The sequence below is a fragment of the Comamonas squillarum genome (assembly GCF_025309455.1).
GTDB lineage: Bacteria > Pseudomonadota > Gammaproteobacteria > Burkholderiales > Burkholderiaceae_C > Comamonas > Comamonas squillarum.
The window spans coordinates 845,936-871,277 of the sequence record NZ_CP104377.1 but is presented as its reverse complement, the minus strand read 5'-3'; the positions used below and the strand labels follow the sequence as shown (position 1 = coordinate 871,277).

Annotated in this window: 28 protein-coding genes and 2 pseudogenes; 15 read left to right on the top strand and 15 right to left on the bottom strand. The window is 60.4% G+C overall.

The genetic code is table 11. The annotated features are described in order from the left end of the window. Window positions 1-11: 11 nt before the first annotated feature. Window positions 12-638, bottom strand: coding sequence for a retropepsin-like aspartic protease family protein (locus tag N4T19_RS04115; RefSeq protein WP_243419301.1), 627 nt, complete (start codon window positions 636-638; stop codon window positions 12-14). Between the two features lie 219 nt (window positions 639-857). Here N4T19_RS04115 and N4T19_RS04110 point away from each other — a divergent pair, with 219 nt between their 5' ends. Then, a complete protein-coding gene (locus N4T19_RS04110; protein WP_260719539.1) occupies window positions 858-1,850 on the top strand; it encodes a Bug family tripartite tricarboxylate transporter substrate binding protein in 993 nt (330 codons plus the stop codon). A gap of 62 nt (window positions 1,851-1,912) precedes the next feature. On the opposite strand, the gene N4T19_RS04105 is transcribed toward N4T19_RS04110, so the two are convergent. Continuing rightward, on the bottom strand, window positions 1,913-2,920 hold the full coding sequence (locus N4T19_RS04105; protein ID WP_116925606.1) for a D-2-hydroxyacid dehydrogenase family protein: 1,008 nt from the start codon (window positions 2,918-2,920) through the stop codon (window positions 1,913-1,915). Between the two features lie 435 nt (window positions 2,921-3,355). Between N4T19_RS04105 and N4T19_RS04100 the strand changes: the two genes are divergently transcribed. Continuing rightward, window positions 3,356-4,021 carry a gamma-glutamylcyclotransferase gene (locus tag N4T19_RS04100; RefSeq protein WP_116925605.1) on the top strand — a complete coding sequence of 222 codons (666 nt, stop codon included), beginning with the start codon at window positions 3,356-3,358 and terminating at the stop codon, window positions 4,019-4,021. A gap of 746 nt (window positions 4,022-4,767) precedes the next feature. Here the strand turns inward: N4T19_RS04100 and thiD are convergent. Next, window positions 4,768-5,622, bottom strand: a complete 855-nt coding sequence (gene thiD, locus N4T19_RS04095; protein ID WP_182341214.1) for a bifunctional hydroxymethylpyrimidine kinase/phosphomethylpyrimidine kinase — start codon at window positions 5,620-5,622, stop codon at window positions 4,768-4,770. A gap of 289 nt (window positions 5,623-5,911) precedes the next feature. Here thiD and N4T19_RS04090 point away from each other — a divergent pair, with 289 nt between their 5' ends. The 4 genes from N4T19_RS04090 (at window position 5,912) to N4T19_RS04075 (ending at window position 9,065) form a co-directional block, all read left to right on the top strand. Continuing rightward, the gene (locus tag N4T19_RS04090) at window positions 5,912-7,024 is read left to right on the top strand and encodes an FAD-dependent oxidoreductase (protein ID WP_260719538.1); all 1,113 of its coding nucleotides are present in this window, start codon (window positions 5,912-5,914) and stop codon (window positions 7,022-7,024) included. A 38-nt stretch (window positions 7,025-7,062) separates the two neighbouring features. Continuing rightward, the gene (gene thiS / locus N4T19_RS04085) at window positions 7,063-7,260 is read left to right on the top strand and encodes a sulfur carrier protein ThiS (RefSeq protein WP_260720267.1); all 198 of its coding nucleotides are present in this window, start codon (window positions 7,063-7,065) and stop codon (window positions 7,258-7,260) included. A gap of 68 nt (window positions 7,261-7,328) precedes the next feature. Continuing rightward, entirely contained in the window at window positions 7,329-8,138 is an 810-nt protein-coding gene (locus tag N4T19_RS04080) for a thiazole synthase (RefSeq protein ID WP_182341208.1), read from the top strand. 12 nt (window positions 8,139-8,150) lie between these two features. After that, window positions 8,151-9,065 (top strand): thiamine phosphate synthase, encoded by a 915-nt coding sequence (locus N4T19_RS04075; protein ID WP_409935152.1) that lies wholly within the window; start codon window positions 8,151-8,153, stop codon window positions 9,063-9,065. A 12-nt stretch (window positions 9,066-9,077) separates the two neighbouring features. Here the strand turns inward: N4T19_RS04075 and N4T19_RS04070 are convergent, their stop codons facing one another. From N4T19_RS04070 to dusA, 3 genes are all read right to left on the bottom strand, one after another. Then, window positions 9,078-9,515, bottom strand: coding sequence for a YfbM family protein (locus tag N4T19_RS04070; RefSeq protein ID WP_260719536.1), 438 nt, complete (start codon window positions 9,513-9,515; stop codon window positions 9,078-9,080). Continuing rightward, window positions 9,512-11,149 carry a TM2 domain-containing protein gene (locus N4T19_RS04065; RefSeq protein ID WP_260720266.1) on the bottom strand — a complete coding sequence of 546 codons (1,638 nt, stop codon included), beginning with the start codon at window positions 11,147-11,149 and terminating at the stop codon, window positions 9,512-9,514. The genes N4T19_RS04070 and N4T19_RS04065 overlap by 4 nt, the downstream gene beginning before the upstream one ends. A 242-nt stretch (window positions 11,150-11,391) precedes the next feature. After that, on the bottom strand, window positions 11,392-12,450 hold the full coding sequence (gene dusA / locus N4T19_RS04060; RefSeq protein WP_260719535.1) for a tRNA dihydrouridine(20/20a) synthase DusA: 1,059 nt from the start codon (window positions 12,448-12,450) through the stop codon (window positions 11,392-11,394). Window positions 12,451-12,566: 116 nt separating this feature from the next. On the opposite strand from dusA, the gene N4T19_RS04055 reads away from it, so the two are divergent. After that, window positions 12,567-13,592 (top strand): site-specific integrase, encoded by a 1,026-nt coding sequence (locus N4T19_RS04055; protein WP_260719534.1) that lies wholly within the window; start codon window positions 12,567-12,569, stop codon window positions 13,590-13,592. 4 nt (window positions 13,593-13,596) lie between these two features. On the opposite strand, the gene N4T19_RS04050 is transcribed toward N4T19_RS04055, so the two are convergent. Then, a complete protein-coding gene (locus tag N4T19_RS04050) occupies window positions 13,597-14,091 on the bottom strand; it encodes a hypothetical protein (protein WP_260719533.1) in 495 nt (164 codons plus the stop codon). Between the two features lie 237 nt (window positions 14,092-14,328). Here N4T19_RS04050 and N4T19_RS04045 point away from each other — a divergent pair, with 237 nt between their 5' ends. Then, entirely contained in the window at window positions 14,329-14,550 is a 222-nt protein-coding gene (locus tag N4T19_RS04045; RefSeq protein ID WP_260719532.1) for a hypothetical protein, read from the top strand. Here N4T19_RS04045 and N4T19_RS04040 read toward each other — a convergent pair. Further along, a complete protein-coding gene (locus N4T19_RS04040) occupies window positions 14,547-15,146 on the bottom strand; it encodes an SOS response-associated peptidase (protein WP_260719531.1) in 600 nt (199 codons plus the stop codon). The two genes, N4T19_RS04045 and N4T19_RS04040, sit on opposite strands and share 4 nt — an antisense overlap. Window positions 15,147-15,610: 464 nt before the next feature. Between N4T19_RS04040 and N4T19_RS04035 the strand changes: the two genes are divergently transcribed. Beyond that, window positions 15,611-16,150, top strand: coding sequence for a hypothetical protein (locus N4T19_RS04035; protein ID WP_260719530.1), 540 nt, complete (start codon window positions 15,611-15,613; stop codon window positions 16,148-16,150). Window positions 16,151-16,323: 173 nt separating this feature from the next. Here N4T19_RS04035 and N4T19_RS04030 read toward each other — a convergent pair whose 3' ends face one another. The 3 genes from N4T19_RS04030 to N4T19_RS04020 all read right to left on the bottom strand — a co-directional run bounded on the left by N4T19_RS04030 (window position 16,324) and on the right by N4T19_RS04020 (window position 18,573). Next, window positions 16,324-17,595 (bottom strand): fibronectin type III domain-containing protein, encoded by a 1,272-nt coding sequence (locus N4T19_RS04030; RefSeq protein ID WP_260719529.1) that lies wholly within the window; start codon window positions 17,593-17,595, stop codon window positions 16,324-16,326. A 160-nt stretch (window positions 17,596-17,755) separates the two neighbouring features. Continuing rightward, complete coding sequence (locus N4T19_RS04025) at window positions 17,756-18,289, bottom strand: hypothetical protein (protein WP_260719528.1); 534 nt, start codon at window positions 18,287-18,289, stop codon at window positions 17,756-17,758. A 2-nt stretch (window positions 18,290-18,291) separates the two neighbouring features. After that, entirely contained in the window at window positions 18,292-18,573 is a 282-nt protein-coding gene (locus N4T19_RS04020; protein ID WP_182341193.1) for a glycoside hydrolase family protein, read from the bottom strand. Between the two features lie 22 nt (window positions 18,574-18,595). Between N4T19_RS04020 and N4T19_RS04015 the strand changes: the two are divergent. Both N4T19_RS04015 and N4T19_RS04010 read left to right on the top strand, forming a co-directional pair. After that, window positions 18,596-19,420 (top strand): annotated as a pseudogene (locus tag N4T19_RS04015) (DNA cytosine methyltransferase); the annotation flags it as partial. Window positions 19,421-19,481: 61 nt separating this feature from the next. Continuing rightward, window positions 19,482-19,943, top strand: a complete 462-nt coding sequence (locus tag N4T19_RS04010) for a hypothetical protein (protein WP_260719527.1) — start codon at window positions 19,482-19,484, stop codon at window positions 19,941-19,943. 13 nt (window positions 19,944-19,956) lie between these two features. Here N4T19_RS04010 and N4T19_RS04005 read toward each other — a convergent pair whose 3' ends face one another. Then, window positions 19,957-20,358: a BLUF domain-containing protein gene (locus tag N4T19_RS04005; protein WP_116925760.1), complete on the bottom strand. Its 402-nt coding sequence runs from the start codon at window positions 20,356-20,358 to the stop codon at window positions 19,957-19,959. A 106-nt stretch (window positions 20,359-20,464) separates the two neighbouring features. On the opposite strand from N4T19_RS04005, the gene N4T19_RS04000 reads away from it, so the two are divergent. Beyond that, a complete protein-coding gene (locus tag N4T19_RS04000; protein ID WP_260719526.1) occupies window positions 20,465-20,746 on the top strand; it encodes an ASCH domain-containing protein in 282 nt (93 codons plus the stop codon). A gap of 63 nt (window positions 20,747-20,809) precedes the next feature. Further along, window positions 20,810-21,589, top strand: a complete 780-nt coding sequence (locus N4T19_RS03995) for a YoaK family protein (protein WP_260719525.1) — start codon at window positions 20,810-20,812, stop codon at window positions 21,587-21,589. Between the two features lie 73 nt (window positions 21,590-21,662). Here N4T19_RS03995 and N4T19_RS03990 read toward each other — a convergent pair. Beyond that, window positions 21,663-22,016, bottom strand: a pseudogene (locus N4T19_RS03990) (IS3 family transposase); the annotation flags it as partial. On the opposite strand from N4T19_RS03990, the gene N4T19_RS03985 reads away from it, so the two are divergent. Beyond that, window positions 21,959-22,294, top strand: coding sequence for a pyocin activator PrtN family protein (locus tag N4T19_RS03985; protein WP_116925759.1), 336 nt, complete (start codon window positions 21,959-21,961; stop codon window positions 22,292-22,294). The pseudogene N4T19_RS03990 and the gene N4T19_RS03985 sit on opposite strands and share 58 nt — an antisense overlap. A gap of 296 nt (window positions 22,295-22,590) precedes the next feature. Here N4T19_RS03985 and N4T19_RS03980 read toward each other — a convergent pair whose 3' ends face one another. Together N4T19_RS03980 and N4T19_RS03975 are read right to left on the bottom strand one after the other, a co-directional pair. Further along, window positions 22,591-23,406: an MlaE family ABC transporter permease gene (locus N4T19_RS03980; protein ID WP_116925758.1), complete on the bottom strand. Its 816-nt coding sequence runs from the start codon at window positions 23,404-23,406 to the stop codon at window positions 22,591-22,593. A 93-nt stretch (window positions 23,407-23,499) separates the two neighbouring features. After that, complete coding sequence (locus N4T19_RS03975; protein ID WP_116925587.1) at window positions 23,500-24,057, bottom strand: peroxiredoxin; 558 nt, start codon at window positions 24,055-24,057, stop codon at window positions 23,500-23,502. 220 nt (window positions 24,058-24,277) lie between these two features. Here N4T19_RS03975 and N4T19_RS03970 point away from each other — a divergent pair, with 220 nt between their 5' ends. Next, window positions 24,278-25,264: a Bug family tripartite tricarboxylate transporter substrate binding protein gene (locus N4T19_RS03970; RefSeq protein ID WP_116925586.1), complete on the top strand. Its 987-nt coding sequence runs from the start codon at window positions 24,278-24,280 to the stop codon at window positions 25,262-25,264. Window positions 25,265-25,342 lie beyond the last annotated feature (78 nt).

The following is a 25,342-nucleotide window of genomic DNA, read 5'->3' as shown; positions in this document are numbered from 1 at the left end:
GGCCTCCAGAGTCAGCGCGCCGACTCGCTATCGCGGGCCTTGAGCACCATGCTATTGCCCGAGATGCTCACATCAAAGTAGCGCAGGAAGTTCTGCCCCAGCAGCGCATCGCGTGCGCTCTCACCGGTGTAACCGGTGCCCACGCGCAAGTCGTTGACGGCCAGCGGCCCCACTTCGATACGCTCGGCCCGGCTCATCATGCCCTGGCGCACGCCATTGGCCGTCTGAAAGCTGATCGGCACGCCTTCGCCCAAGTTCGCACGCTCGGCCACCGTATCGGTGATGCTGATCAGGCTGGCGCCAGTATCGACCATGAACTGCACCGGCACGCCGTTGACCGAGCCTGCGACGCGAAAGTGCCCGTCGCGGTCGCGGGGAATCTCCAGCACGCCATGGGCCATGACCTTGCCTTCGCTGGGCTTGCGGTAGACCTCGGTCACCAGGTAGATCGCCAACATCACGCCAATCCAGATGGCCAGCAGCAGCCAGGTCGTGCGCCGGCTGGCATCGGGTGGCGTGCGCACAGACCCTGGGCCGCCAGCGGGCTGCGGGCTGCCCGGCCATGGCGATGGATGCGCCGCGCCTGCGGGCTGTGCTGAAGAGGAGGAATTGGGGCGTCGGGTGCGTAAACGGCTCATGGATCAGGATTTTTTGCCTACGCAAGCAAACTGTGCGACGGCCGGTGACAAAGCATAAATCATACTGGCATGGCCCGGGCCACGCCGCTGCACTGTGCGCGCGGGCTTGTCGCGCTTCATTGGCGCCCGGCCGCAGCCGCCTGGCGGACAAGGTGAGCAGCAGGGACCGGGCTGGACTGGGGTAGGATTGCCGCCAGTTATCACCCTGCCCTGTTATTCATGACCATCGACCGTCGCCATTTGCTGCAATCCCTGGCGGGCTTTGCCGCCGCCGCTGCCCTGCCTGCGGGCTGGACCAACGCCCATGCAGCCCAGGCCCATTGGCCCAGCAAACCCCTGCGCTTTATCGTTGGCTACCCGGCGGGCTCCTCGCCCGACATGCAGGCGCGCATGATCGCCCAGCCGCTGGCGCAGATCCTGGGCCAGCCCGTGGTGGTCGACAACCGGCCCGGTGCCAGCGGCAATATCGGCGCTGACCAGGTGGCCCGCGCGAGCGATGACCACAGCTTTGGCATTGTGGGCAATGGCCCGCTGACCTCGTCGCAGGCGCTGTACGCCAAGCTGCCCTACGACCCGGTCAAGGACTTTGCGCCGCTCGCCCTGGTGGGCGTATCGCCGCTGGCCTGGGTGGTGCCCGCCAGAGCGGGTGCGCAGACCGACAAGGCGCTCGCCAGCCTGCGCCAAAAAGGCAATGCCGCCAGCTATGGCTCCACCGGCCTGGGCTCGGGCGGCCATCTGGGTATGGAGCTGCTCAAAGATGCGCTGCATTTCGAGGCCGTGCACATCCCCTTCACCGGTGCGCCCGGTGTTGTTGGCGCGCTGATGGGCGGCCAGCTCGACTGCGCGCTGCTGCCCATATCTTCGGTGCTGCCGCTGGTGCAAAGCGGCAAGCTGGCGGCGCTGGCCGTCACCTCGGCCCAGCGCACGCAGCTGATGCCGCAGACGCCCTCGATGCGCGAAATCGGCGCCCAGGATGTGAATATCGAAGTCTGGAATGCGCTGATGGCCCCCGCCAGCATGCCGGCCGCCATCCGCAGCCAGTTGAGCGAGGCCTTGCTCAAGGTGCTCAACACCGCCGATATCCGCGATCAGCTGCTGCGCCAGGCCTGGACCTTGGAGGACGCGTCGCCAGCTGCGCTGCAAACGCGCATCAGCAGCGACCGCAAGATGTACAACGCCTTGATTGCGAAAAAGAAACTGCAGCTGGAGTGATACCCGCGCTGCTGCAACACCAAGGGCCCTCGCAGGGCCCTTTTTTTGTGCGCTAAGCCGACTTAGCGGCGCACCTGCAACGCACCCGGGTTGACGATATTCGACGGCCGGCCCCTGATGAAGTTGACCACGTTGTCGAAAGCCACGCCAAAGTATTGCTCGTAGCTGTCCTGCTCGACATAGCCAATATGGGGCGTGCAGATGCAGTTCTCCAGCCGCAGCAAGGCATGGCCCTGCAGGATAGGTTCGCTCTCGAACACATCGACGGCCGCAATGCCGGGGCGTCCCCGGTTGAGCGCGGCAATCAGCGCATCGGGCTGCACCAGCTCGGCCCGCGAGGTGTTGACGAAGGTGGCCGAGGGCTTCATCTGCGCCAGGTCCTCAAAGCTGATGCAGCCCTTGGTCTGCTCGCTCAGGCGCAGATGCACCGTCAGCACATCGCTATTGGCAAAAAAGAACTGCTTGCTCGGCGCCACCTTGTGGCCGTCGGACAGCGCCTTGGCGCGCGAGCCATCGCTGCCCCAGACCAGCACCTCCATGCCAAAGGCCTTGCCATAACTTGCAATCAGCTGGCCAATGCGGCCATAACCCCAGATGCCCAGCGTGCGCCCACGCAGCACTGTGCCGAGGCCAAAATTGGGCGGCATATTGGCCGCCTTGAATCCCGACTGCTGCCAGGCGCCATGCTTCAAGTTGGCAATGTACTGCGGCAGGCGGCGTGCTGCGGCCATGATCAGCGCCCAGGTGAGCTCGGCAGGCGCAACGGGAGAACCCACGCCTTCGGCCACCGCCACGCCGCGCTCGGTGCAGGCCGTCAAATCCACATGGGAGCCGATGCGCCCGGTCTGGGCAATCAGTTTGAGACGGGGGAGCTTGTCGAGCAGCAGGCGGTTGATATGCGTACGCTCGCGGATCAGCACGATGATGTCGGCATCCTTGAGGCGCACCGACAACTGTCCTAAACCCTTGACGGTATTGGTATAGACCTTGGCCGAATAGGCGTCGAGAACGGATGCACACTGCAGTTTGCGCACTGCATCCTGATAATCGTCCAAGATCACTATATTCATAGGAAGACCATTCTCGTCGAACGCCAACCAGGCTGCTTTGCCCCACGCAAGCCACCTGTACACGGCAGCGCGCTGGCAACATTCACCGAAAAACCGGTTTCTGAGCACCGCTGAGTACCGCATCAGCTATGAACATCATAGCATTGAATAATCTCGGCCCTTTGCCATGCCCACCAGCTGGCGACATGCCTGCAACAACAGGCGGCTGCGCCACCCGTCCGTGCTGCCGCGTGCTATGCAAATCTTTGCACAAGCCGGTGCAGGGGCGCTGTCATCGCCCTGGCCGCCTGCTGCGTTGTGCACAGTGCGTCCAGCGCCCGCCAGACTGTTGCTTTCAACGCAAATTTAGAAGCTCGGGCGCGGCAACGCTAGCGCTGGCTCACGCCGAGCGCTATAACAATTGCTTGTTACTTTGCTTTGTTGGTTGATAGCACTATGACGAATTTGGTCGCTCCATCCCGCAGTCGTTGCCCACAACAGATGTTGGCGCAAACCATGCAGGAATGGGGAGGAACAGACGACCTCTGGGTATTTGCCTACGGGTCGCTGATCTGGCGCCCGGAGTTCGAATTTTTGGAATGCCGCCACGCGCGGGTTTTTGGCTGGCACCGCGCGCTCAAGATGTGGAGCCACATCAACCGGGGCACGCCCGAATGTCCGGGTCTGGTGTTCGGCATGTTTTCGGGTGGCAGCTGCCGGGGCATGGCGTTTCGCATCGCCCGCCAGCATGTGCCCGAGATGATGCCCCGCCTGTGGCAGCGCGAAATGGCCACCGATTCCTACGATCCCAAGTGGCTCGATTGCCAGACCGAAGACGGCCCCGTCAAGGCACTGGCCTTTACTCTGTCCAAATCCAGCCCGCGCTGCACGGGCACCTTGAGCGAAGAAGACTACCGCCGCATCTTCGCCCAGTCCTGCGGCATTTATGGCACTACCTTGGACTACGCCGAGTCCACCTACACGGCCCTCAAGAGCCGGGGCATCCAGGACCGCGCCTTGGAGCGCCTGCTGCGCCTGTCCGCCTCACGTGCCCATGCGGGCCAGCAAGCGCGCAGCCTGCTGGGCCAACCAAGCCTCAGCACAGCCAGCTCTGCCACTTAAACCCCATTGCAACTGCTGAACCAGCGCGCCTGGTGCGCTGGCCTGAAGGCTGATCTCCCTACAACTGCGCCAGAAAAACAAACACCCCGCCTTTCTGGGGCCAGATGGCCACGGAAGCGAGGTGCATGTTGAGAGCGGATGGACTGTCTTTGGTCCATCCCGGGCGGGAATGTGCAGCTTCCGCGCCCTATTCGCAAGTAACGGCTCCATGGAGGAGCCGTCTACTGGGGTGGGTTGCCGGATTCAGTATCGGCAAGCAGGAAAAAAGAGCTACTGGCGCCAGTGCTTAGCGCTTGCGATCACGTTCGTCTTCTGGCCAGATGCTGAAAACATTTGCGGTGGTCATGTGAACAATCTCCTAAAGATGGGTGTTCAACGCCGGGGCTGACGAGGCGGTTGACAGCAGGCCTTAGAAATTTAAATGTTTACACACTGTTTACCTAGGTTGATTTAACCCATGAAAAACAACGATGAGAAATGTATCAAAAACTTGATTTCGGCTACATTTTCGGCATATTATTGATATATATCAATGGCTTAAATCGTAAACGTAGAGAGTAACTTAAATTAACAGCAACACCATTTGATGTTCAGTAAATATTGCATTCCGTCGTAATCTTGACAACTTTCAGGTCATTTCGATTTTAAATCGTCAATTATTTAGCCATTTAGACGTAAGTATGGACGAAAAATCAACTGCGCAGCCACCTTGACTGCTGCTTACAGAACCCGCCAAGCGCAGGTGTTCAACGCACAATGACCTGCTTTTGCGGGTTCCAACCATGGTTGAGCGGGCCATGGCCCTGGCCGGTATGCACATCGGCACCCGATTCAATGGCGCCCAGAATGTACTGCCGCGCCAGGCTGACGGCGGCCGGCAGTGGCTGCCCCAAGGCCAGCTGGCAGGCAATGGCCGATGACAGGGTGCAGCCGGTGCCATGGCCGTTGTGCGTGTGGATACGGGTGGAAGCCAGGCGCAGGCGCGCGCCGTCGGCAGTGGCCAGCAAGTCCACCACCTCGTCGCCCGGCAAATGGCCGCCCTTGATCAGCACGGCCTGGGCGCCCAGGGCCAGCAAGTCCTGCGCCGCCTGCTCGAGCTGGTCGGCATGCACCAAGCTGCGGCCCAGCAGCAAACCCGCTTCGTCCAGGTTAGGGGTGATGAGTGCAGCGCGGGGAAACAGCTCGCGCACCAGCTCAGCCACTGTGGCCTCGGCAATCAGGCGGTCGCCGCTGGTGGCGACCATCACCGGGTCCAGCACCACATGGGGCAAGGCATAGCGGTCAATCGCCGCAGCCACCACGGCGACAATCTCGGGCGCGTGGAGCATGCCGATCTTGACGGCATCGCAGCCAATGTCCTCCAGGACGGCATCGAGCTGCTCTTGCAGAAAGACTGGTGGCACGCCATGGATGGAGCGCACGCCTTGCGTGTTTTGCGCCGTCAGCGCCGTAATCGCGGTCATGCCAAAGCAGCCCAGCGCCGACATGGTCTTGAGATCAGCCTGGATACCGGCCCCCCCGCCGCTGTCGGAGCCTGCAATCGACAGCACCCGGGCATAACGGGGCAAGGAGACAGGAGAAGATGGGGTCAGTGAGGCCATGGCTGCAGTCCAAAAACAATGCCGGGCAACACTGGCCCGGCCTGGGCAAAATTATCCACGATTGTGACGACGGCTTGACACTGCACGGTGGTTGCAGCGCAGCGCTGTGCTTTAATGCAGCTTGAGACGAAACAGGGGTGTCCCTGCAGCGCTTTGGCTGCAGCGCGACTGAGATCAGACCCTGGAGCGCGCCGCCACGGTAGCGCTCCGCAACCCGATCCAGGTCATGCTGGCGTGGGGAGTTTTCGGCAGCTGCGCGCACTGTTTTGTCTATTGCCAAGCACAAAACATGTCCTCTCCGCCCTTCATTTCTCCCCAATCCCGTATCACCATTCTGGGCGCTGGCCTGCTGGGCCGGCTGATGGCGCTGGAGCTGTCGGGGCTCGGCTTTTCCATCGATCTGTACGACCGGGGCGGGCCAGACGCTGAGCATGCTGCAGCGCGCGTGGCCGCCGCCATGCTGGCGCCCCTGGCCGAGTCGGCCGTGACCGAGCACGGCGTGGTGCGCATGGGCCAGTACGGGCTGCAGCGCTGGCCCGCGTTGCTTGCGCAGCTGGAGGCGCCAGTGTTTTTGCAGCAGGCGGGCACCCTGGTGGTCTGGCACCGGCAAGACGCACCCGAAGCCCAGCGCTTTCATGGCATCTTGCAGCGCACGCAGGCTGCCATTCCGGAGCTGCCGCCTTTGCAAATGCTGGACCGTGCGCAGATCGCCGAGCTGGAGCCAGCGCTGGCGGGCCATTTTCAGGCGGCCTACTACCTGCCAGGTGAAGGGCAGTTGGACAATCGCCAACTGCTGGCCGCACTGGTGCCGGCGCTGCAGGCCCGGGGCGTGCGCCTGCACTGGCACCAGGCGCGCGAGCTGGATGACTTCTCGCCCGGTGCGCAGGGCCAGCCCGATCTGCTGATCGACACCCGCGGCCTGGGCGCCAAACCCCAGTGGAGCCAGCTGCGCGGCGTGCGCGGCGAGGTGCTGCGTGTGCATGCCCCAGAGGTGCAGCTGCGCCGCCCCACGCGCCTGATGCACCCGCGCTATCCGATCTACATCGCGCCCAAGCAGGACCACCATTTTGTCATCGGCGCCACCGAGATCGAGTCCGATGACATGTCGCCGGCCAGCGTGCGCTCGGCGATGGAGCTACTGAGTGCCGCCTACACCGTGCACAGCGGCTTTGCCGAGGCACGCATCCTGGAGATCAACACCCAGTGCCGCCCGACTTTGCCCGATAATCTGCCAGCCATCCGCCAGGTGCGGCCAAGGGTGCTGGAGGTCAATGGCCTCTACCGCCACGGCTTCATGATCTCGCCAGCGGTGCTGGACTGCGCGGTCGAGCTACTGCTGACCGGCCAATCACCCCTGGCAACGCGCTTCGATCTGGATGTGCGCCTGCTCGCGGGCGCCTGATGGCCCGCAGCCCCCCTGATGAGCCTAGACAAATGACGATACAGATTCTCTTTAACAACCAGGCCACCGCCTTGCCCGAAGGCGCCACCATCGCCGTGGCCCTGGCGCAGCTGCAGCCGCGCCCGCCGTTTGCCGTGGCCGTCAACACCGAATTTGTGCCCAAGGGCCAGTACGACAGCCGCCAGCTGCAAGCCGGTGACAAGCTCGAAGTCATCTCGCCCGTCACTGGCGGCTAAGCGCCGGCGCCATCTGCCCGGGCCACCCCCGCCCGGCCCCTGACCCGTATTTACCCAAGGCCTTTGCCATGAACGCCACTCCCTCCTCCGACGACGCCCTGGTGCTGTATGGCCAGCGTTTTCAAAGCCGCTTGCTGCTGGGCACCTCGCGCTACCCATCGCCCGCCGTGCTGGAAGCGGCCGTCGCCCGCGCCCAGCCTGCCATGGTCACCGCATCGCTGCGCCGCCAGGGCAGCAACGCTGCCGAGACCGGCAGCGATTTTTGGGCATTGCTCAAACGCCTGAATGTGCCGGTCCTGCCCAACACCGCCGGGTGCATGCGCCTGCAAGAGGCCATCACCACCGCGCAAATGGCGCGCGAGGTGTTCGAGACGCCCTGGATCAAGCTGGAGCTGATTGGCGACGACTACACCTTGCAGCCCGATACCTTGAACCTGGTGGAGGCCGCCTCCATCCTGATCAAGGACGGTTTTCAGGTGCTGCCCTACTGCACCGAGGACCTGGTGCTCTGCCAGCGCCTGGTCGATGTGGGCTGCCAGGCCGTCATGCCCTGGGCTGCCCCCATTGGCACGGGCCGTGGCCCCGTCAACCCGTATGCGATGCAGACCTTGCGCGAGCGCCTGGATGTGCCGCTGATCTGCGACGCGGGCCTGGGCCTGCCCAGCCATGCCTGCCAGGTGATGGAATGGGGCTTTGACGGCGTGCTGCTGAACACCGCCGTTGCGCTGTCGCAAGACCCGGTCGCCATGGCCGGCGCCTTTGCCGATGCCACCACCGCTGGCCACGCCGCCTTCCGCGCCGGCGCGATGCAGGCGCAGGACATGGCCCAACCCAGCACCCCGGTGCTGGGCACGCCGTTCTGGCACCAAAGCAACTAAAAGGCCATGCCCATGCACGCCTCCGCCACCCCAGCCCAGATCGCACAGGCCATCACCGCCGCCCACCAGGCCGCCTTTGCCAGCTTTCCGCCGCAACCCACGCCCGCGCTGCCCGCAGACCGCCAGCACGATGCCGTCTATGCCGGCGCCTTGGCCGCTTGCAGCGCACTGGGCTTTATCGCCATCGATGCCGAATGTCTGGCCAGCGCCTGGAGCGCGCAGACCGCCCGCACCGGCCAGTTCGATCCCCAGGCCTGGCCCACGCAAGCCGCCGATTTTGGCCTGCTGACCAGCGGCGGGCCTGAGGCCTTTGCGCCCTGCCCCCAGCGGCTGGGCCTCTATGCCGTGCTGCCAACGGCCGAATGGGTGGGCCGCATGGCCCGCACGGGCGTGCCTACGGTGCAGCTGCGCTTCAAATCCGACGATGCCCAGGCGATCAGTGCCGAGATTGCGGCTGCCGTTGCCGCAGTGGTTGGCACCGGCGCGCTGCTCTTTATCAACGACCACTGGCGCCAGGCGATTGCGGCGGGCAGCTATGGCGTGCACCTGGGTCAGGAAGACCTCGATGCGCTCAGCCCCGAAGAGTTAGCCGAGCTGCGCGCCAGCGGCGTGCGCCTGGGCGTCAGCACCCATGGCTATGCCGAGATGGTGCGTGCCAGCCAGGCCCAGCCCAGCTATATCGCGATGGGGGCGGTCTTTCCGACCACCTTGAAGAAAATGGCCACCGTCCCGCAAGGCTTGGCGCGCTTGGAGCGCTATGCCGCATTGACGCGCAGCTATCCCCAGGTGGCTATTGGTGGCATCTCGGCAGCAGAGTTTGCGCAGGTGCGCAAGAGCGGTGTCGGATCGATCGCCGTGGTGCGCGCCATCGTCAACGCAGGCAACCCCGAGGCCGCTGCCGCCGAGTTGATGGCGCTGATGGGCTAAGCGCGGCCCGCGCTACACCACATAAAGCAGCACGGCATCACGCCGCTGGGCCGCTGCCTGCCAAAAGCCGCGCAACGCGGCCTGCCGGCGCACCCACAGGCGCAGGGCTTCCAGGTCGGGCGCGCTGCCATCCTGCGTCTTTTGCCAGGCATGCATACGCTGCACCAGCTGGGCTGCGCTGATGGCGGCCAGCCGTTGCGCACTGTCCGTCACCAGGTCGGCCGGCCAGGCCCAGCACTGCTGGGCCAAGGTGCCCTCCACCGCCACACCGGGCTCGATCTCGGGCAGGTGCTGCATGTCCTGCTGCCACAGGCTGCCCTGGTCCAGCATGGCGAGCGGCCCGCCTTGCGCAGCACTGCGCTGCAGGTAGTCATCCATCGCCGATGGCTCGACCAGCAAGCCCCGCAGGCCATGGCGCGGCAGCGCATAAAAAAGTCCTTGCACGCTCATGCCGCCTCCCTGATCGCTGTTTTGAGCTGTTGCAGATGCGCGCTGTTGTCCGGGTCACAGATCTGCACCAGCAGCAGCGCTTTTTTCAGGTAGCTGCGGCGGGCATCGGTCTGCCCGTGCGCCGCCAGAAAATCCGCAAACACCTCATAGGCACGCGCTGCTGCCAGCGAGTAACCCCGGCAACTGCGCTGCTGTATGCGCAAGGCCTGCTGCACCAGGGGCTTGACCTGTGTCGGTTGGTGATGGGTGGCGAAAGCTGCGTAGTCCGCCAACATGCCAGAGACGGCCTCCGGATCGGGCATGCGCTGGCCTTGCTGGTCCAGCCGGTCAAAGCTGTCCACGTACAGCGCCAGCCGCTGCCAGCATTGCAGCGCCTGCGCCGTCTCGCCCAGCGCTGCATGGCTGGCGGCCATGCGCTGCAACAGCGCGCACAGTGCCAAGGCCTGGGCTGCGGCGTTGCCCCCGCTGCGCACATCGACCAGCGCCAGCGCTTGCGCATAGTGCTGCGTAGCGTGGCGGTGCTTCCCCTCCGCTTGGTACCCATTCCCCAGGCGTTCCAGCGCCTGGCGCCGCAGCGTGGCGGGCACAGCAGCCCCCTCGCGCACGGCCAGCGCCAGCAAGGCCTGGCCATGCCCACGTTGCCGCGCCGTATCGCCCAGATGCTGGGCTATCTCCATCGCATGCAGATGGTGCTGCGCCAGATCGGGCAGATCCCCGTTCTGGGCGGTCTGCAAGCCAATGGTCTGCTCACACAGCGTCAATGCCTGCGCCCAGTCCTGCGCTTGCATCAGCAGCGGGTACTGCCCTGGCTGCAGTGCAGGGGTGGCAGTGGTGCCCGGCGCCATCTTGGGCGCGCGCAGGCGCTGCAAACAGGATTGCGCCTGCTGCACCGGTTGCGCCAGCTCGGCAAAAGCCGCGCCCAGATGCACCCCCATCTGCAGTTTTTTGCGCGCGGCATCGAGGTGTTCGGTTTGGTAGAAGGTCATCCCCTGCAGCAGATAGGCCATCGCCAAATGGGGATCGTTTTGCGGTTTACGGCTGCGCTGCGCCAGGTACCTGACCAAGGTGTCCGCCTCGGCATGCGCGGTCTGGATATCCCGGTGTGCCAGCGCATCGCCAATATGCTTTTGCGCCATCTGGATGGCCAGCGACTTTTTGTCGGCCTGTAGATCGGCTGCAGGATCGGACTTGGGGTGAGGCAAGGGTGCTGCAGCCACCAGGGACTGGGCCACAGGGGCAAGCGCCGGGGCTGCCGCAGCCTGCACGCTCGCCGCTGGCTGCGATGCCTGCGCATCGAGCTGCGACTGGGCAAAGGCGGACAGGCGCGAATCCATGTCTTCCTCGACCCGAAAGTAGTCGAACAGCCAAAAACCATCCCGCAGCAGCCAAAAGACCACCGGCCCGAGCAGGTAAGGCGCGTAGCGTGCAAGGGGACCTCCCCATAGCCACAGCGCCGCGCACAGCACGCTGATGCCCAGTTGCGCCACGGCGCTTGCATAGCGCCCCAGATAAAAGCGGTGAGCGCCGAGCCACCCCACCGCCAACAACAGGCCCAGAGCCCATCGCGGATTTTTTCCCCCATCCCTCTTCCCTTGTGCTTTGTTTGGTCTGCACTTTGCCGCCCAGGCATGCACCGTATTGGCGCTGCCCAAGGCGGCATATATCGCGGGAAGTATAGCAACCGCTACCGGCTGCGCCAGGGCTGCCAGCGGGCGCGGAGCTTCAGTTGGCAGGCGCTGCCGCTTTGGCACCAGAGGGATTTAGCAAGAAAATCAGGCCTGCGCGAGGGCGCTATAGGGGCATGCCGCCGCTCTGCTGCCGCGCAATACCGATCGGCAGCGACCAGCAACGACCAGCTGCCGCCGGCATTGCCGTATCAAACATTTACCAAAACGGGCGCGTCGGTTTGGCGTTCGGGTTTGGTGCGGGCCGCTTGCATGACCTCGTGCGGTGGCAGATGCTTCATGCGGTGGTCGCTCCAGACCTGGCGCCAGCGGCGCGCACCGGGCATGCCCTGGCGCAGGCCCAGCATATGGCGGGCAATGGCGTACCAGTGCGTGCCGTACTCGGCAGCCTCGCGCTCCATGTAGCGCACCATCGCCTCTTCGACCGATTCACGGCTGATGTCGTTGTTGGGCTCGGCGCCATAGAACAGCGCATCCCAACGGGCCAGCCACCAGGGGTTGTGGTAGGCCTCGCGCCCCACCATCACGCCATCGACCTGGTCCAGCTGTGCCAGCACCGTGGCGTCATCGGCAATGCCGCCATTGATCGCGATGGTCAGCTGCGGAAAGTCCTTTTTCAGCTGCGCCACCACCTCATAGCGCAGCGGCGGAATCTCGCGGTTCTCCTTGGGCGACAAGCCCTTGAGCCAGGCTTTGCGGGCATGCACGACAAATACCTCGCAACCGGCCTCGGCCACCGTACCGATGAAGTCACGCACAAAGGCATAGCTCTCATTTTTGTCAATGCCAATGCGGTGTTTGACCGTTACCGGGATGTCCACCCCATCGCGCATGGCCTTGACGCCATCGGCCACCAATTCCTTCTCGTTCATCAGGCAGGCACCAAAGGCGCCGCGCTGCACACGCTCGCTGGGGCAGCCGCAGTTGAGGTTGACCTCGTCATAGCCCCAGTCCTGCGCCAGCTTGGCGCATTGGGCTAAGTCTGCGGGCTCACTGCCGCCCAACTGCAAGGCGACCGGGTGTTCCTCTGCAGAAAAGCGCAAATGCCGCGCCACATCCCCATGGATCAGCGCACCGGTCGTCACCATCTCGGTGTAGAGCAAGGTCTGGCGCGTGAGCAGACGGTGAAAATAGCGGCAATGGCGGTCGGTCCAGTCCATCATCGGCGCAACGGACATGCGTCCTGGCCAATGAAGAGGCGTTTTCCCTATGGAAACCAACGATTTTTCAACTGTCTGATTCGATGCCATTTGATCTAATTTCATGCCATTTTTAGCACTTTGGTGCTACATTCAGTGCAACAATTTTTCAATGTTGCACCGAGACTATGGGAACCATAATCCGCCGTGAGCGCAAAGACGGAAGCGTGGGCTACACCGCCCAAGTCCGCGTCAAAAAGGGTGGCAAGGTCGTTCACGCTGAAACCCAGACCTTTGACCGCGAAGCAGCCGCCAAAACCTGGATCAAGAAGCGCGAGACAGAGCTTGCGGAACCTGGCGCCCTTGATAAACCTGAAGACCCAATCCTATCTGTCGTCATCCAGAAGTACCTGGGGGATAAGCTCAAGCCACACGGGAAGACCAAGGATCAGGTTCTGCGCACAATTGCCAGCTCTTGGCTTGGTGAGACACATTGCTCTCAGATCGACAGTGCGACGGTCATCAAGTACCTAGAAGGCCTTACCAGTCAGCCCCAAACCCGAGGCAACTACCTTTCCCACCTTTCCGCGATTTTCACTGTGGCCCGTCCTGCTTCGGGCTACCCCCTAGACAAGCAAGCTTGTGAAGACGCACGCGTGGTGGCTGAAAAGCTTGGGCTCATTTCCAGGTCAAAGCAGCGCACACGCCGCCCAACTCTTGAGGAGTTGAACAAGCTCATGACCTACTACTCGGTCTATGAGCGAAAGCGGGAGGATTCTATCCCGATGACCTACATCATACTGTTCAGCCTATTCTCCACGCGCCGACAGGAGGAAACCTGCCGCATCTTGGGCGAGGATGTGGATGCGGAAAACTCTGAGGTCATCGTTCGCGACATGAAAAACCCGGGTGAAAAGATAGGCAACGATGTCACCACCCTCCTCCTGCCAGAAGCTCTCAAGCTCATTCAGAATCGCAAGGTGGCAAAGGGTCGCATCTGGCCCTACAACGCTGAGTCTGTCAGCACGAGCTTTACTCGAGCATGCAAGCTACTCGGAATTGAAGATCTACATTTCCATGACCTTCGACATGAAGGGATCAGCCGGTTGTTTGAGATGGGCTGGAACATTCCTCATGTTGCGCAAGTTTCAGGGCATCGCTCTTGGCAGAGCTTGCAGCGCTACACCCAGTTCAAGAAGGTCGGAGACAGATACGAAAATTGGGAATGGAAGACCAAGCTTCTGGCTGGGTAGAGTTTTAGCCTGGTCGAACATGAGGGTGCGGCCCTCGCTTGACCTCCTTGTATTTCGCGGAGAGCCAGTGCGACATCTTCCCCAAGATCTCATGCATCTCCCGGAGATTGGTGCCGCACATCCAAATTTGCGGCCAGCGCTGAAGCTCTCCCTCGTCAAACTCGAAACCTCGTAACAGGAGAGTCCCCGATTGGCGTTGCCGCCATACCTCGACACGCTCCAGCCCATGAATGATGAGCCGCATAGGCTCATTGCGATCTACCAGCCAAGTTTGGAAGCTGCCATCTGTCATTGCGGTACTGAGCAGCATTCCCATGGACTTAGCACGCCTGGCCAGTATTTCAGCCGGCAGGTACACACCATTGAAGCACAGCCGAAGCACATAGGCATCACACCCAACCCGGCGCTTGCCCTCCAAATCTAGCTCAGTGCCAGGTGTCGCCATACCCAGGTATAGCCCTGGCAAATCTTGACCCGCAAATTTCCTGACTGCTTCCATTGCTCGCTCCATTTACTGTATACATATACAGTCTTTTGGAGGTGTCTATGGATCAATCAAGATACTGGCGCTGGCACATCAAGAACGGCCAGGGGTGGCTGCAGACCACCGAGCACGAGCGATGGGATGGCATCAAGCCAGACTTCCCAGAGGCTATGCCGGTCTTGGGCACTATGATCTTGCACAGCACGCCACTGTCTTCTGATGCAGTGGCCCTTTATGAAAGCTTGGAGCCAGATGTCCCTTTCTGAACGCCGCGGTGTAGTCATTGGTCTTTGGCGGGCCTGGCGCCAGAACATGCGCGACCTTAGCGACGGCTGGTTCCCGTATTACGACTCGGGAAAGCAGATCCATCTGTTCTCTGAGTACCTGCAGGCCAGTCACCCTCACCTACTCGACATGCCAGGGCAGGCATATCAAACTATCCACCAGTGGATTGTGGAGGATGTCGAGGGTTAGGCCGGCCCTGCCGCGAACACTTCCACCGGTGCTAACTTGAGCAGCGCTTGTGCGTCTTTTATTGATCCTTCAAGCCACTGATCCACATCAGCCAGCTCGATGGGGATCACACTCCGCTTGTCTTGCTGGTCCAAGGGAAGTGGCTTTTTGGTATCGGGATTGAGCTCATTTTTGTTTATCTTCCCCATGATCTCGTGACCGTCAGCATTGAGTGTGAGCATCGTATAGCTCTCATGCACTTCGCCTGTGGCCCTATCTGTCCAGATATTCCACAGCCCGGCTAGCCCCCAGGGATCGCCATCCGCGCGCTTGAAGCGCCACCATTCGCACTTCTTAAACTGCGCCTCATATGGCCCCCAGTACGGCTCGTCAAAGGTGGTCGCCGGGATGATGCAGCGCTGGCCGCGTTTCCACGGGTCTTTGAAGCTGGCCTTGTCCGCCACCTCCTCGGCACGGGCGTTGTTGGTGCTGTACTTGATGTCAGGCGTCTTGCCGAACCAAGGGATCAGGCCCCATCTCCCCACGGCAAGCTCTTTGCTGTAGCCAGGGTCGTCTGCGGCGCGCCGGATGAATCCACCGGGTGATCGTGGGAACACATCGCGGGCACCCAGGCCCAGCTACCGGGGTTCAGCCACCAGTACTGCTGGATGTAGCCTTCATCTGGGGAGTGGTAGCGATTGCACATTGGAGCCTCTTGGCGCCAAGGTACAGGGGCCGGGATCTGACCGATGTCATCCGAAATCGATTTTCGCGCACCGGGCCTCGTTCTCGCTTTTATTGACGCATGATTGCATGCGATGTACGCTGGCTGCTTCGATACAAATTATTGGAGAGAGAAGAATGAATTTTAAAAAGTCATTTTTGAAGTTGGCAGTGCCATTTAGCATGGCTTTTGCATTCATAATGCGTAAACGCTCAAGTCAAACCAGAATACCCGACGAAAGTCACATTTTCCAGAGCTATTGTCAATGGCACCCCTGTAGATCGAGTTCGGGAAACCTATTCTTGGGGCATACAAACTTTACCAGCTCATCGAATTTCCAGGGCAAATTCTGGATTTTTGCATCACACTTTTGCAACTGAAAAGCCAGCTGGAGCTTCAACGCAAGAATTGAAGTTCCGTTTCAGAACTGTCGGCACATTTACATCAAATCCTGGAGCGCACTTTTTTGCAATGGCAAGAGCTGAAAGCACGGGATGGTACAACCGAGGCAAGGGCTTGATCGTAGGTGGTCTAAGTGCAACAGCTAATCCCTGCCCTAGTGGCGTTACAAGCCAGCCTGAGACCTGGTTCATAGATCCAGCGAGCGGTAATGCGACCAACTACGTCTGGGGTGGCGCCAACTGCGGTAGTCCGCTACTAGATAATGTTTGGTACGATGTATTCATTCATGTGGCCGACAACAACTGGTTTGCCTATCAAATCAAAAACCCAAGTGGGCAGTTGGTGGCAAATATTGCAATCCAAGACACAATTAACCAAGAGAATTCACTTATTAACAACAGGCTTAGCGGCTTCAGCTTCGGCCTCGTCTTTGCTAATAACATGTCCCAAGCCTGGACATTGGAATACGATAATATTCAAATTACTTGGTTTTAACGTCACATGGGGCCATGTTTATGTTTGGCATCTACTGACTTGAAAACACGTTAGAAAAAATAGCCTCCCCAGTGCCGTAGTGGCGCCGGGGAGGCTCTCGCCGTGTGCTTTCAACCATTCGTCACGCGACAGTTATTCAAATGTCAAAAAACCCTCCGAAGAGGGTTCACGGATCAGCTGGATTTCCGTCGGCGCATGAAGCCTATGGATCCGGCTACGACCCCGGAGAGCAGCAGCATGCCAACGCCGCCCAGGGCGGGTACTGGTGTCGGGGTAGCTTGAACCACTGGTGCAGCAGTGATCACGATGGTGAAGGTTTGTTCTGCGACATGAACTGCCTTGGCCGCGAGTGTTGGTTGCACCGTGCTATCCATGGCCATGACCGAGAAACTGTAAGTGCCAGTGGTCGTGGGCGTCCCGGAAATGATGCCGGTTGCCGTGTCGAGAGCCAGCCCAGGTGGCAGCTCGCCCGTCACGGAGAAGGTGTATGGAGGCAGGCCGCCTGTTAGCTGCAGAGGTTGAGAATATGCCGCTGCAACAACACCGCCTGCGAGCGTGATGTTTGGACCTGCACCCACAAACATCACGTCTGCGAGTGGAATAGCTTCTGCACTTTCGGGTGACGGAGCGCTGTCACCAATTGCGTTGGTTGCCACGACCGTGAACTTGTAGGGCGTACCATTGGTCAAGCCGGTGATCGTGCAAGAAGTTGCTGGCTCGGTGGCAGGGGCCACGGTCTCGGTTGTGCATGAGCCGCCAGGAACGCCTGTCACGGTGTACTTAGTGATGGGGGAGCCGTTATCACTCGCAGCAGTCCAAGTGACAGTCAGCGATCGATCCGCAACATTTGAAACACTCACGGACGGAACAGGGTCCGGGCTTGTGACGTTGGCGGTATAAAAAACGCGCTCAAAAGCTGAACTTTCATTCAGCCCAGTAGCCCCGCCGCATCTCCAGCCCCCGCTCAAATTGCCTTGATTGGTATGAACACACATGCGAGTAGCACTTCCTTCACCCGAAGAATTTTGTGTGTCACAACTTGATCTGCTTACAGCCTGCCCTTCCGCAGCAAAACCCCAAGAATAGCTCGAATTGAAATACCATGCGACTCCATTGGCTTGGTGGGTGATAGCAAAGGCTGTTCCCGTATCCGTCATCACGTCGATTTTGGGAGCTTGGGCCAACACCTGCAGGCTGTTGGTCCCGGTGGCGCGACAGGCCATCATCAATTGCTTGCCACCGCAAGCCGTGGATATTTCTTCTATAGATTTCCCGTTTTTGTCAAATGTTTCTTTGTAACACTCCGACCACCCGCCATCTGTCACCGTTTGCACGGCAACGTTTTGCTGCACACCTACAGGGTTGTAAGTAGGAGTGGCAGCATTTGCTGCGGCCATGCATAACATCGACAAGCCCAGAAATGTCCCGCGTTGATAGAGATACATACGAACGCCTCAGTTAAAAATTGGAATAAGTTATCAGTTTAGTATTTTTAACATTTACAAACAACTGTTTCTCTATTTTTTTTTTGTTAGAGGTGTCCCGAGCATAGAGCTGCGCTATCCACAACTCATTGGAATTGGATTGTCGCAATGTGGACCGTGTTTACCGGCTGCAAGCTTGGCCGCTGTCGTCACCGCTCAGCCGGCGCTCGATGTTCACCTGGTCACGCAGCGCGGCTACTTCGGAGTCTCTTCGTCTAAGGTCGCTCCCGAGGATTGCGACCACACCGAGGCCTTCTGCAAGCTGGCGGTCGAGGGCTGCCGCTTTATCTGCGAGATCGCTGCGGGCAGCTGCGTCGGCTTGGGCTTGCGCGCGATAAGTGGCGGCTCGGCTGTCGGTGTCGCGGTGCAGGCGCTCAGCACGGGCAAGCTCAGCGCGCACATCAACATCAATGCCGGTCTTGAGATTCGCCAGACGGTCGGCGTTGTAGATTGTGTCTTGGGCATGCTTGCTTTCCTTGATCGAAGTTTTCGTGTTTTCCACCAGCGCCGCATTTGACCTGGTGGATTCTTCTTTTGCTTGCTCGGAGCGGATTGATTCAATCTGCGCGCCCACACGCCAGGCCTGCACATTCCAAGTGCCAATGGCGGCCAGGGCCATCCCAAGCAAGAGAGCAGCAGCATGTGTGTAGACCATGTTTACCCCTGTTCTGCTAAGCATTTGGCTTGCCTTTCTAGCTGCCGGGTCCACACGCCCTTGCAGCCTTTCGGGCCCCAGTTCTGCGGCAGCGAACAATCCCGGCCCGCTTGCTTCCGCCAGGCGGGCAGCGCGTTGCAGGCCTGCAGGTATTCACCGTTCAGCAGGTTGCGCCGCATCGAGCTCGTGCGCCAGTTTGTGATGCCGAACTGGTAGGTGAAGTCCATGTAGAGGTCATATTCGCCCTGGGTGAGCTTCACCCCTGGCAGGCTGGCCCGGAACATGGCTTCGTCCTTGCTCTTGTGGCGCTTTGAGCAGTCTTCGCTGTGGAAGGATGGCCAGGCCTACGGCGTGCGCCGCTGGAATGGCAGCACCGGCACAGTAGCTGGCCAGCAAGGGCCTGGCCAGGGCGCATACAGCGTTGCCGATCCCCGACACTATGGCCCTGCAAAGCACAGCAACGAATTTCGCATCGTCCGCTGGGACAAAGCTGCTATGGCAGTAACCAGTGCCCACGGCAGCGGCCAGGCGGTGGCGGACCCGCGCGGCGGTAGCGATCCCACCCTGTTGCATGGGAAGCGCCATGTGACTGAATGGACAGGGCCGACCCGGACAGTGATTGCAGGCAGCACCTCGGGCGAAGGCGCATACGCAGTGGCAGATCCACGCTCAGGCATGGATGCCGACCGTGCAGCATATCTCACTGGTGGGCACTATGGCGTAGTGCCCTGGGCCACGTCCGCCGGCGCAGTCAGCGGATCAGCTTGTCACGACAACGGCCGCTGGTCGGTCGCGGATCCACGGCCCATGCCAGCGCCTGCTGAAAAGCTGGTTTGCAGAATCGTGGCCGAAGACGGCACCTGGCACCGCCCATTCACCACTCTGGAGCTTGCAGCGCTGCAGAGTCTGGTAGACCCTGAAGAGCAGCTGGAACTGGATGGTCTGAGCGACCAGGCCTGGCGAGAGCGCATCGGCAACGCGGTGCCCAGCGCAGCCGGCGAAGCCATAGCGCACGTCATGGGCGAAACGCTCTTGCTCGCTTGGTCTGGAGAAACCTTCCTGCTGTCGGCCCAGCCAGTTTGGGTCAAACCCATGGCCGTCGTACTTTCTCTGCCAGTAGCTGCTTGGTAGCTGCCTGCTTCACCCGTACCATTGCCCGCCTTGAGCGGGCATTTCCACTTTTGGAGCCCCAATGTCTGAAACCACCCCTTCCGTTCCCCTCAAGACTGCACCCTGCTCTGCAACTTGGGATTTAATCGAGCAGCTGGAGAGCAGCAAAAACCGACTGCACCTCGAATACATGGGTAAGGCCATGCCGGCCGATGTGTACCTGCGCTTCCAGAAACTGCGCGACGAGCGTATCCCGGCACTGCTGGACCAGCTGCGCGCTGGCCTAGCCGAAGCCCCTGATCAACCGCCTGCCCATTTTGCTCACGCCTATGCGGACCAGCTCCTGTTGCGCTGCTTGGTGCCGAGTGAGTCGGCACCCCAAGCTCAACCCGCTGATGCACTGGATTTTGAAGCCGCAGCAAAGGTAATGGCCCAGCGGATGGATTACCCCTGGGAGCACATGCCAGAGGAAGGCAGATCGCACATGCGCGAGAGCGCAAGAAAAATTGTCAACGCCGCCATGGCTGCCGGCCAGGCCAAGTAGGAAGGTTGAAAGGCTACAGACGGTCTATCTCAGCAACAGCCTTAGTGAACAAGTTCAAGGCAGCATCGCTATCAATTGTGGCCATTAGATCGATGTCCAGCTCGTCAAGGCTAACGTCGCTGTACCCCATGGACCATGTCGCGTAGCGGCGCTCTTCAAGGTCGTCGCCTGCATTCAGTTGCAGGAAGTCTGTATGCCTGCTGTCCTTGGGGAGCTTAGCCACCAACGCATCGACCTCGCTCGCAGGCCCTTCAATATATTGCGTAAAGCGCTCACCATCGAAAACCAGAATGCCAGTGATGCCGTGCGAGGCGTTGAACTCACGCGCCACCTTCACGATGTTTCCCACCTCAGTGGGGTCGCAGTCAGGTGCCAGCCGACTTGAATAGAGGAAAAAACTCAGTGGAGTGGACATAGCAGCACCTTTCATGAACTGATCCACTGTACACCCTCCCGAATTACATCTTTGCTTTTATGCAAATTCATTTGGAAAACACACGAAACCTAACCAAGGTTGCACCATGACCACCCTGCACTTACCACTCAAGCGCCAATACTTCGAGGCCATACGCGACGGCACCAAGCTCGAGGAATTCCGCTTGTGCACACCATACTGGGCCAAGCGCCTGGAGGACCGCGCGTATGACCGGATCATCCTGACCTCGGGCTACCCCGCCCGCGACGATCTTGCTCGGCGCCTGATAACTCCTTGGCGCGGCTTCATGGTGAAGACGATCATCCACCCGCACTTCGGCCCTAACCCTGTGCGGGTCTATGCTATCGATGTGAAGCAACCTTCGTGACCAAGTCACTTTTCCGAGTCGGTCACTGGCATATATGGCATCTTGGTTCGTGGAGTATTTTTGATGAGAAGAATTCGACACCTGACAAACCGACATCGAGCAAATTCCACCAACTTGGCTCTTGGATGGCTACTGGCTTTCAACGCTGGTGCAGTTAATGCGGGTGGCTTTCTAGTCCTGCACATGTACACCTCGCACATGACAGGATTCGCGTCACAGATAGCTGATGGCCTGGTCCTGGAAAACATGAAGATGCTTCTGAATGCGCTGGGCGCCATCTTGTCCTTCATGACCGGCGCAGCCGTCTGTGCTGTTTTGGTGAACTGGGGTCGAGAAAAGCATCTCTACAGCGTTTACGCGCTGCCGCTAATGCTGGAGGCATTGATGCTCTTGCCCTTCGGTCTGATGGGCGCTGTCACCCTCTCCTGGAACACGCCATTCGCTGTTCCCATCACAGTTCTGCTGCTCTCATTCATGATGGGACTTCAAAACGCTGTGGGCTCAAAGACCTCTGGTGGAAGCATTCGCACAACCCATATGACTGGGAACTTCACGGACCTGGGAATGGAATTGGGCAAGCTATTCTTTTGGAAGCGAAGTGGCACTGCTTGTACGGTTCCAACAAGCCGTGTGCGGCATAACTGGGTGCGCATGCGTGCCTCTGCTGGTCTGATTGGCATGTTCGTGCTGGGAAGCATTACGGGCGCAGTTGGCTTCAGCTACATCGGGTTTTTCTGTGTGGTGCCGCTGGCCGCGCTACTGCTCGCGGTGTCAGTGCCGCCATTTATTCATGATGCCAAGCACTCCAACGAGATGCGCGCATTTTTCCAAAAAAGGTGGTGATCACTGAATCACCACCGTCTTAAACAGCAAACCCGCCTAGTGAACTGACCCCAAGAAGTTGGACAGTTGGAAGCTAGGGACTGAAGGCCTGAATCCGGTATTGCACTGGACTCAGGCCTTTTAGTTTTAGCTTGATGCGTTGGTGATTGTAGTAATGGATGTAGTGGTGAAGACCTTCTTGAAGCTGCGCCACACTGCTGAACTTGTTGAGGTGGAAGAACTCGGACTTCAAGGTTCCGAAGAAGCTCTCCATCGCTGCGTTATCCAAGCAATTGCCCCGACGTGACATGCTTTGCACCAGGCCATGATCGGCCAGCAAGCGGCGATAGGCACGACTTTGGTACTGCCAGCCCTGGTCGGAATGCAGCAATGGTTTTTCCTCCCTGCCCAGCTTGCCTAGCGCCTTGCGCAACATGTCACCCACCATCTAATACGGCATTTCTGCTCATGGCTCAGTACAACGCCATGGCGGTGATTCCGCTTGATCAAGTAGTCAAGGACTACTTCCCGCACCTGGGAACGCAAAAGTTCCTGCGCAAGATCGCAGCGGGCGAAATCAAGCTCCCTTTGACCCGCATCGAGCCCAATTCACAGAAGGGGGCAAAGGGCATCCATCTCACTGATCTGGCCACCTACATCGATGCTCAACGAGCAGCCGGTGTAAAGGAATCGAAGCAGCTAAATGGCGAACGGGTGCAACAATAAAGCAACATCGAAAAAGAGAATCCCCATAAGTCTTTGTACTTATGGGGATTTTTTTCGTTTGCCTGTCCGATCCATCATCGGCGCAACGGACATGCGCCAGGGGCTGTGGGTAGAGAATCAGTCATGGTGGTTGCGCGGCCAAGGCGTGGCCCTCGAATGTGGTGGCCCACACAGGCAGAGGCAGCGCCTGCGGGCAATCGGCTATTTTAAATCCTGCGCAGCCAGGGCGCCGAGCAGCACCCCAAAAGCCTGTCATGGCGGGCCGACCTGTTCGCTCCACTGCCAAGCTTGACGCCCTAGTAATAATTGCCCAGCAACGACGCCACCTCGATGAGCAGCAAGATGGCAAACATGCGCGCAAGGCCACTGAGGTCCGAATCGGGGCCCAGAACCTCATCCTGGCGCGTGCCGTAGGGCCGGTACATGGCCGATGCGGTGGGTATGAGTGCAACGGCCAGACCAAACAGCAGGGTTTTGAGGCCAAACAACCAGGTCACCATGGGCGTGAACACGCTGGCAAACATGCGCGTGTACAGGTCAAAACCGACCCAGCTCAGCCCGTAGACGCTGAGGTAGACCATGACCAGCGAAACCACACAGGACAGCGCAGCCAGCGTAATCGAGGCATACATGCTGGCGACCACCAGGGGCAGCATCTCCGTGCGCACAGGGTCATAGCCGTGCTCGCGCAGGCGCTCAAAATGCCCCGCCTCGCGCAACTTGGTCAGTTGCGCACCTGCCGGAATCGAGCAGCGCATCGCGACAAACAAGGCCGCCGTCAGCGGGATGAGCTCGAGCACCAGCACGCGGATGACCATCTCGACAGCGACGCGCGAGAGGCCATAGCTCGTGGCGGTTACAAAGACGATCCGCGCCACCACCAGGCACAGCAAGGCGGCCAACGCGGTAAAGCCCAGCAGGATGGGCGCGGTGTCGACATACATGCGGCGCATCAGCCGCGCGCGGGTCTGCGGGCCGTAGCTGGTGGGCGACATCAGCATCACCAGCACGACCGCACCCAGGTAAAAAATACGCCACCAGGCCACCGCCCAGCGGCGCGCCGTGCGCCAGGTCCGGTGGGGCCATTGGGGTTGAAGCAGACTTGCCAGCATCAGGCGATCATAGGCGATCGGCGCCATCGTGGGCACCTGCCAGCAACATGGCTGGCAAGCCCAGACACTGCCACCGCGCCATGAAAAAGTGGCTCAAGACTTCTGGCGCGCCTTCCAGGCCTGCACCGCCTTCAAGGTCTGCTGCACATGCTCGAGCGGATCGCTGCCCTCATGCGCATAGATCACCTTGCCGTCAGGTGCAATCACGTAGGAGATGCGTGAAGCGGTGCCCGGCCGTGCGGCGGAGCCTGCGTCATAGGCCTGGATGGCCTTGGCATCGGGGTCGGAGGCGACGCTGAACTGGTCACGGCAGGCCTCGCTGGAGAAGCGCTGCATCGTGGCAATGTCGTCATGCGAGATACCGACGACCTGCGCGCCGGAGGCCGCAAAGCTCGGCGTGGCCTCGGCAAAGGCATGGGCCTCGATCGTGCAGCCCTGGCTGAAGGCCTTGGGGAAGAAGTACAGGACGACGGGGCCGCGCTTCAAGGCCTCGGCCATGTCAAAGCGCTGCACCTTGCCGGCCAGTGCCGACTGTGTGCTGAACATCGGTGCCTGGGCACCAACAGCCAGCGCCGCCTGGCTGGGCAGGCTGACCAGCGCCGCGCAGCCCATCACCACCGAGGCCAACGCACCCACGAATTTTGCTTTCATAGTCGATCCTTCTGTTGTCATCTAGATACGCCCCAAGCCTGGGCCATTGGCGGCAGACTCTGTTTTTCGCCTGCGCTCCATCGCTCCACACCACAGCCCCTAGAATATGCCACCTGGCGTGATGGCATACATCATCACCCCTTTGACTGTTTATGCAACTACCTCCTTGGCCGACTGTGCGAAAGCCATGCGAAGGTGTGACCCTCAAGGAGACAACAAGATGATGAAACACATTCTGCAATGCGCCGCCGTGGCGCTGACGGTGGGGGCCGCTTCGGGTGCCATGGCCCAGGGCTCGGCGACGGACTACCCCGGCAGCAAGCCGGTGCGCATGGTCGTGCCCTTCCCACCAGGCGGTGGCACCGATATTCTCTCGCGCATCATCGCGCAAAAGCTCAGCGAACAGAACCACTGGACGGTGGTCGCTGACAACCGGGCCGGCGCGGGCGGCACCATCGGTATCAGCGAAGTCGCCAAGGCCCAGCCAACGGGCTATGACATCGTCATGGGCCAGAAGGACAACGTGGTGCTGGGCTACTACCTGTACAAGGGCCTGCCCTGGAACCCCGCCAAGGACCTGACGCCCATTGCCCATGTGGCCTACTCGCCGGTCATCATTGCCACCTCGGAAAACAGCAAGTTCAAGACCTTGAACGATGTGATCGCCGCCGCCAAGGCCGACCCCGGCAAGATCACCTACGGCTCGCCCGGCAATGGCACCAGCATCCATATCGCTGGCGTGCTGTTTGAGAAGGCGGCCGGCGTCAAGCTGACCCACGTGCCGTACAAGGGCTCCAACCCCGCGCTGCTCGACACCCTGTCGGGCAACGTCGACCTGCTGGTGTCTTCCGTGCCCTCGGCCATTGGCCAGATCAAGGCCGGCAAGCTTCGCCCGCTGGCCGTGACCTCGGCCAAACGCAGCAGCTCGCTGCCCGATGTGCCTACCGTTGCGGAACTGGGCATGAAGGGCTTTGATGTGAGCACCTGGTATGGCCTGTTTGGCCCCAAGAACCTGCCCGCCCCCATCGTCAGCAAGCTCAACACCGAGGTCAACAAGCTACTGGGCCAAAAGGAAGTGCAGGATTCCATCCTGGCCCAAGGCGCCGAGCCCCAGGCCATGTCCGTATCGGACTTTGACAAGTTCTTCCACAAGGACTTCCAGGACGCTAAGGCCATTGTTGAGGCCTCGGGCGCGACCATCCAGTAAGCCCCAGGGCTGGGATACGGCAAGGGCACCTCGCAGGTGCCCTTTTTTTATGACCAGGCCAATGGGCCGATGGTGATC